The organism is Legionella drancourtii LLAP12 (assembly GCF_000162755.2).
Lineage (GTDB): Bacteria > Pseudomonadota > Gammaproteobacteria > Legionellales > Legionellaceae > Legionella > Legionella drancourtii.
The window spans coordinates 11,601-17,161 of the sequence record NZ_JH413804.1 but is presented as its reverse complement, the minus strand read 5'-3'; the positions used below and the strand labels follow the sequence as shown (position 1 = coordinate 17,161).

The following is a 5,561-nucleotide window of genomic DNA, read 5'->3' as shown; positions in this document are numbered from 1 at the left end:
ATGGTTTGCGCACTTTTATGGTTGCCTATGTGAAATGTCAACAGACCCTAATGATTGTAAAATTTTTAAAATTACGGTTGGAATTTCTTCAAGGGCATTAGGCCCATCCAAAGTTGCCATTACACGAGAATCATTAGCCAATTTTAATGCTAATTTACGACCTACACTAATTAATGCCGGGTTAAAATCGGTAGATTGTTCTTTAAGTTTTGCTAACTGATTAACCACATAATCATTAAATCCACCACAAAATCCACGTTCCGAACCAATTAAAATATAAATAACCGGGGTAGCATCTATTTTAGGCCGTGGAAAAATAGGAAAAAAACTTAAAAAATCACTACTCACTTCTTGGATGGTTTTCATTACTCTCTCCTGCATCAACAGAAATTTAGTGGTTTTATTCATTTCAATAGAGCAAAGATTTTTCATGGCTGTCATGATGTTACCAATTTCTTCTAAAGTATGAAGATGCTCTTTCAGTTGGCTTCGTTTAGTCATGGCAGTCTTCCGAGGGGTCAAGGAGATAGGTTACAAGTGTAACTAAAATCAAGTATAGCATTATAAATCTAGCCATCCTTTTACAGCATTGCTCCACTCTTCTCGTGGACTCGCTAATGATAAGCTGCTCCTTTTGATCTCTTGTGAAATTTTTATAAGCACATGTGGGATATCTTCAAATTTCACGCACTCAAATAAACCATCGTTATAGGCAATAAGCCATGCCTGTTGGAATTCGATAGGCAGAGGAGAAAGTCTGTCTTGTTTTAATATTTCTCTTAAAATGCGCCCACTTTGAATTTGTGTTTGCATTTTAGGATCAAGTTTTGCGCCAAAACGTGTGAAAATTTCCAGCTCTAGAAACTGCATATAATCCAGTTTCATTCTACCTGCTTCTCTTTTAATTTGTGGATTCTGAGCTTTACCCCCCACTCGAGAAACTGATTTTGTTATATCAATTGCCGGAAGAAATCCAGAAGAGAACAATTTTTCATCAAAAAATATTTGTCCATCGGTTATCGATATGAGGTTTGTAGGAATATAAGTAGCAATTTCACCTTCTTTTGTTTCAATAATAGGAAGTGCTGTCATACTCCCTCCACCCATTTCACAAGACAGGCAAGTAGACCTTTCCAATAAACGTGAATGAAGATAAAAGATATCGGCTGGAAATGCTTCGCGTCCAGGGGGTCTACGCAATAAAAGAGAGAGCTCGCGATAACTGTTTGCATGGGCACTCAAATCATCATATACAACCAAGGTATCAAATCCGTTTTTCATCCAATATTCTGCAATAGCGCACCCTGCGAACGGGGCAAGGTAAAGTAATCCTGGTAATGCTGTCGCTTGTGCAACAACTATGGTGGTGTATTCTAAAGCATTAGCTTCTTTTAATAATTGAATAGTATTACTAACTGTAGAGCGTTTTTGGCCGATTAAGACATAAACACATCGAACATTTTTGTCTTTTTGATTAATAATCACATCAATGACCAAGGAGCTTTTGCCAAGTCCGTTATCCCCTATAATTAATTCCCTTTGCCCCTTTCCAATAGGAATTAAATTATCGATGATTTTGTTCCCTGTATAAAAAGGACGGTTAACAAAATCGCGACTCACAATAGGAGGTGATAAAATGTCCAATAAACCATGTTCATCACATTGAGGAGGCACACCTTCATCTAACGGGTATCCTAGAGGATCAATCACCCTACCAAGAAGGTTGTCGCCTACTGGAATGCTTAATAATCGCTTAAGATGACCAATAGGCGTTCCTGACTTTAATTTCTTTGTTTGGACCAACATGATTGCGCCAACAAGAGATTCAGTGAGATGAAAAACCATCGCGATACAACACCCATCAACTGTAATAAGAATCTCATCAATAGCAGCTGTTGGTAGCCCTTTGATCCAGATAATACCATCTCCTACAGAGACCACTTGTCCTTGTTCAGACACCCTGACTTGAAATGCATAATTATCAATTCGCAATTGCTGCGCATCAAGAAATGAGTTTCTATTAGGCGAGTCCATTTTTTATCTCCGTAAAAAATTTTAATTCATCGCGAAGATTAGCTTGTAAAATTATTGATCCAAGTTGAATGCTCAATCCGGCAAAAAGATCTGGATTTTCAGAAAAATCAGCGCTAAGTTTCCGGTGTACTAATTTGTTAATTGCTTGTAATAAATCCTGTTGTTGATGCTTATTAATCGGATAGGCACTTTGAACAATAACTTGGTTTTGCTCAGCAAGATCAGCGATTAATTGCAATTTTTCGGCTGGGAAACTATTGAGGTCTTCTATCATTTTTTCGATGATTTTTTTTTCAAGATGCGCATCAGCGAAACTCATTAATAATTTTGCTGAGAATTTCCCCGCCAATACAAAGGATTCTTTTGCATTTTTTTCACTAATTTCAGCAAATTTATTCATGTCCCGTGATAAATAAATTTTTTGTTCCTCTTTTAGTTTTGCTTCAAAATTAGCTTTTTCTTCTAATTTCCATTGCTCCATGGTTTGTTCATATTTTTTTTTCATTTTATCTTTTTCTTGTTGCCATTCCGCAAGACGATTTTCATATTTCTTTTGTAACTCACTCGATTCAAGATTCAATTTTTCAGCGTTATCCAGTTTATCCTGGATCATTTTTTTTCGCTCATTAATAGTTTTTTGTATTGGGCTATAGAAAAAGTGTTTTAATATCCAAATTAAGACAAGAAAATTAACTATCTCTAATATTATGGATGACCAAGAGAGCTCCATTTTATTTCCTTATGGAGTAACCAGATAAGATATTAATGGATTTCTAAACAAAATAATCAAAACGATTACTAAGCAATAGATTGCTAACGATTCAATCATGGCCAAACCAATAAATAATGTTCTGGTGATTGATTTTTCTGCCTCAGGCTGTCTTGCTATGGCATCTAATGCTTGACTTATAGCGCGGCCCATGGCGATTGCAGGCCCAATTGTCCCTATAGCAATAGTTAATGCGGCGATAATTGTTGAAGCTAAACTAAACCAACTAATGCTATTCATGATAACTCTCCTTGTTTTCTCAGTTCTTGTAACTGAATGCCTCCAGCAATGTAAATTAAAGCAAGTATACCAAAAATATAGGATTGGATAATTGCTTCAATTATATGTAACATTAATATGGGTATAGGTACTAAAATTCCTGCAATCATCACTACTATAAGAGCAGTGAGCTCTAAGCTCATTATATTACCGAATAATCTGATAGCTAACGCTAAAGTTCTGGATAGTTCACTTATCAAATGAAACGGTAACATAAATGGCGTAGGACGAATATAATGTTTCAAATAGTTTTTTAATCCTTCTGCACGAACTCCAAACCAATGTACCGATATAAAAACAATAGTCGCTAGAGCAGCAGTTACTGATAAATCAGCAGTAGGCGAATGAAGTCCTGGTATAATTCCAATTAAATTGGAAATAAGGATAAAAATCCATAAAGTGGCAATAAATGGATATACAAGATCAACTTGGGTAGGCAGAACTTCTTCTACAGCATCATGCATGGTGCTAAAAACTCCCTCTAAAACTATCTGTAACCCACTTGGTTGAAGCGATAATTTACGAGTGGATAACCATGAGAAAATTAACAATGAAAGCATAATGATCCAGGTAGTCACTATACTTTGAGTGATTCCCACAGGACCTATGGTAAAGGCAATTTGAGTGAATAATTTTCCTGAATTCACAGCTACTCCTTAATAAGGAGATACACGTTAACAGCACCTACAATAACACCAAGAATTATTAGGTTTAGCGTCCACATAATAGAATATCCCTTCAATTTTTCATCTAACCAAACCCCAAGATAGGCGCCCAGAATAATAGGCAGGATAAAAACAAAGCCCAAAGTTCCAAGAAAAACAGTTTGTGCTAACAAAGTGGATTTCTCTTTTTTTGCTTTGTTAATATTATTGACATCCAATTTCACCTGTTTTTCAAGGTTCTTTTGTGGCTCTTTAAAATCCATATTTATCCTGTCGTTTTAAATCCCATAAACGTTTTAAAATTTCTTCATCCAAACGATGCAAGCTTTCTTTAATATGAAGAAGATTTTCTTCCTCAATATGTAATTCTTTTTCTATTAAAATTTGTATTGCTTGGTAATCTGCGTTGCGGAAATAATGTCGTGTAGAAATGTAAAGTTGATTATCTATAAAATAGACTACCGCGCCTGGTAAAGCTAAATATTCTTTTTCTTTATTATCATAACGAAACCATGCTAAACCAAATTTTAAGCAAGTCATCATTCGGGCATGATTCGCCAAAATACCAAATTGTCCAGAGGCATCTTCACCGACAAAGCTAACCACATTATGAATTATTTCATATTGTGTTGAACTCTGTAGATGTAAATCAAACCCATCCATTTTAAAATTTAACTCCTGTTATTCATTGCTCCTACCATATAGCATTGTTCTTCTGATAGTCCGTCGAACTCACCTTTTATAAACGACTCACAATCTGTTAATGTTTGCTCTAATGAAACAGATTTTCCTTCAATACCTGTTTGCTGTTTCGTAACATGGAAGGGTTGTGTTAAATACCGCTGTAGTTTACGCGCTCTTAAGACAACCTCTCGGTCTTTACTAGACAGCTCTTCAATCCCCATCATAGAAATAATATCTTCCAATTCTCTATATCGTGCCAAATGCTCTCGTACTGCTTGAGCAACAGAGTAATGACGCGCTCCTAAAACAACTTTATCCATAAATTTACTTTTTGACCCCAGAGGATCCACCGCAGGATAAATACCTTTTCCAGCTTGTGATCGGGAAAGCACCACAATTGAATCCAAATGAGTGATGATTCCAGTAACCGCGGGATCGCTCATGTCATCTGCTGGAACATAAACTGCTTGCACTGAAGTGACAGCTCCTTTGGAAGTAGAGGTAATTCGCTCTTCAATTTCTGCAATCTCCGTCATTAAAGTTGGTTGATATCCCACATTTGCCGGCATTCTGCCTAATAGACCTGAGATTTCACTACCTGCCTGTACAAAACGATAAATATTATCGACAAGAAAAAGAACCTCATGCGCCACTGTATCTCGCAAATATTCAGCATAAGATAGTGCTGATAAACCCGCCCTAAAACGCACCCCAGGTGATTCATCCATCTGGCCAAATACCATTAAAGTTTTATCCATAACACCAGCTGATTTCATTTCATGCCACAACTCATGTCCTTCACGTATTCGTTCCCCAATTCCTGCAAAAACGGAAATTCCTTGATGAAGTTGAATAATGGCATGCATAAATTCCATAAGGAGTATGGTCTTTCCTACACCTGCACCACCAAATAATCCGATTTTACTTCCTCGAATAAAGGGACAGAGCAAATCAATGGCTTTAATTCCTGTCTCAAGAATTCCTTGTTCTATCGTTGTCATTTCAATAGGCGAGGGTTTTGCAAAAATATCGCGATATTCATTGGTTTTTAATGGTTCTCCACCATCTAAAGGTTCACCAAAAATATTTAAGAGCCTGCCAAGACAATCCGGAGAAACAGGAATTTGCAA

At 36.5% G+C, this 5,561-nt stretch carries 8 protein-coding genes; all 8 read right to left on the bottom strand.

What is annotated here, in order from left to right:
- Positions 1-15: 15 nt before the first annotated feature.
- A complete protein-coding gene (locus LDG_RS03560) occupies positions 16-501 on the bottom strand; it encodes a F0F1 ATP synthase subunit gamma (RefSeq protein ID WP_006869776.1) in 486 nt (161 codons plus the stop codon).
- 60 nt (positions 502-561) lie between these two features.
- Positions 562-2,034: a F0F1 ATP synthase subunit alpha gene (locus LDG_RS03555; protein ID WP_006869775.1), complete on the bottom strand. Its 1,473-nt coding sequence runs from the start codon at positions 2,032-2,034 to the stop codon at positions 562-564.
- Positions 2,021-2,764: a F0F1 ATP synthase subunit delta gene (locus LDG_RS03550; protein ID WP_040534374.1), complete on the bottom strand. Its 744-nt coding sequence runs from the start codon at positions 2,762-2,764 to the stop codon at positions 2,021-2,023. Before LDG_RS03550 ends, LDG_RS03555 begins: the two co-directional genes overlap by 14 nt.
- A gap of 9 nt (positions 2,765-2,773) precedes the next feature.
- Positions 2,774-3,043, bottom strand: coding sequence for a F0F1 ATP synthase subunit C (locus LDG_RS03545; RefSeq protein WP_006869773.1), 270 nt, complete (start codon positions 3,041-3,043; stop codon positions 2,774-2,776).
- Positions 3,040-3,729 (bottom strand): F0F1 ATP synthase subunit A, encoded by a 690-nt coding sequence (locus LDG_RS03540; protein ID WP_006869772.1) that lies wholly within the window; start codon positions 3,727-3,729, stop codon positions 3,040-3,042. The genes LDG_RS03545 and LDG_RS03540 overlap by 4 nt, the downstream gene beginning before the upstream one ends.
- 2 nt (positions 3,730-3,731) lie before the next feature.
- Positions 3,732-4,010 (bottom strand): AtpZ/AtpI family protein, encoded by a 279-nt coding sequence (locus LDG_RS03535; RefSeq protein WP_006869771.1) that lies wholly within the window; start codon positions 4,008-4,010, stop codon positions 3,732-3,734.
- Complete coding sequence (locus LDG_RS03530) at positions 4,000-4,410, bottom strand: F0F1 ATP synthase subunit epsilon (protein WP_006869770.1); 411 nt, start codon at positions 4,408-4,410, stop codon at positions 4,000-4,002. Before LDG_RS03530 ends, LDG_RS03535 begins: the two co-directional genes overlap by 11 nt.
- Before the next feature lie 8 nt (positions 4,411-4,418).
- A partial coding sequence (gene atpD, locus LDG_RS03525; RefSeq protein ID WP_148263495.1) for a F0F1 ATP synthase subunit beta occupies positions 4,419-5,561 on the bottom strand: 1,143 nt, incomplete at its 5' end.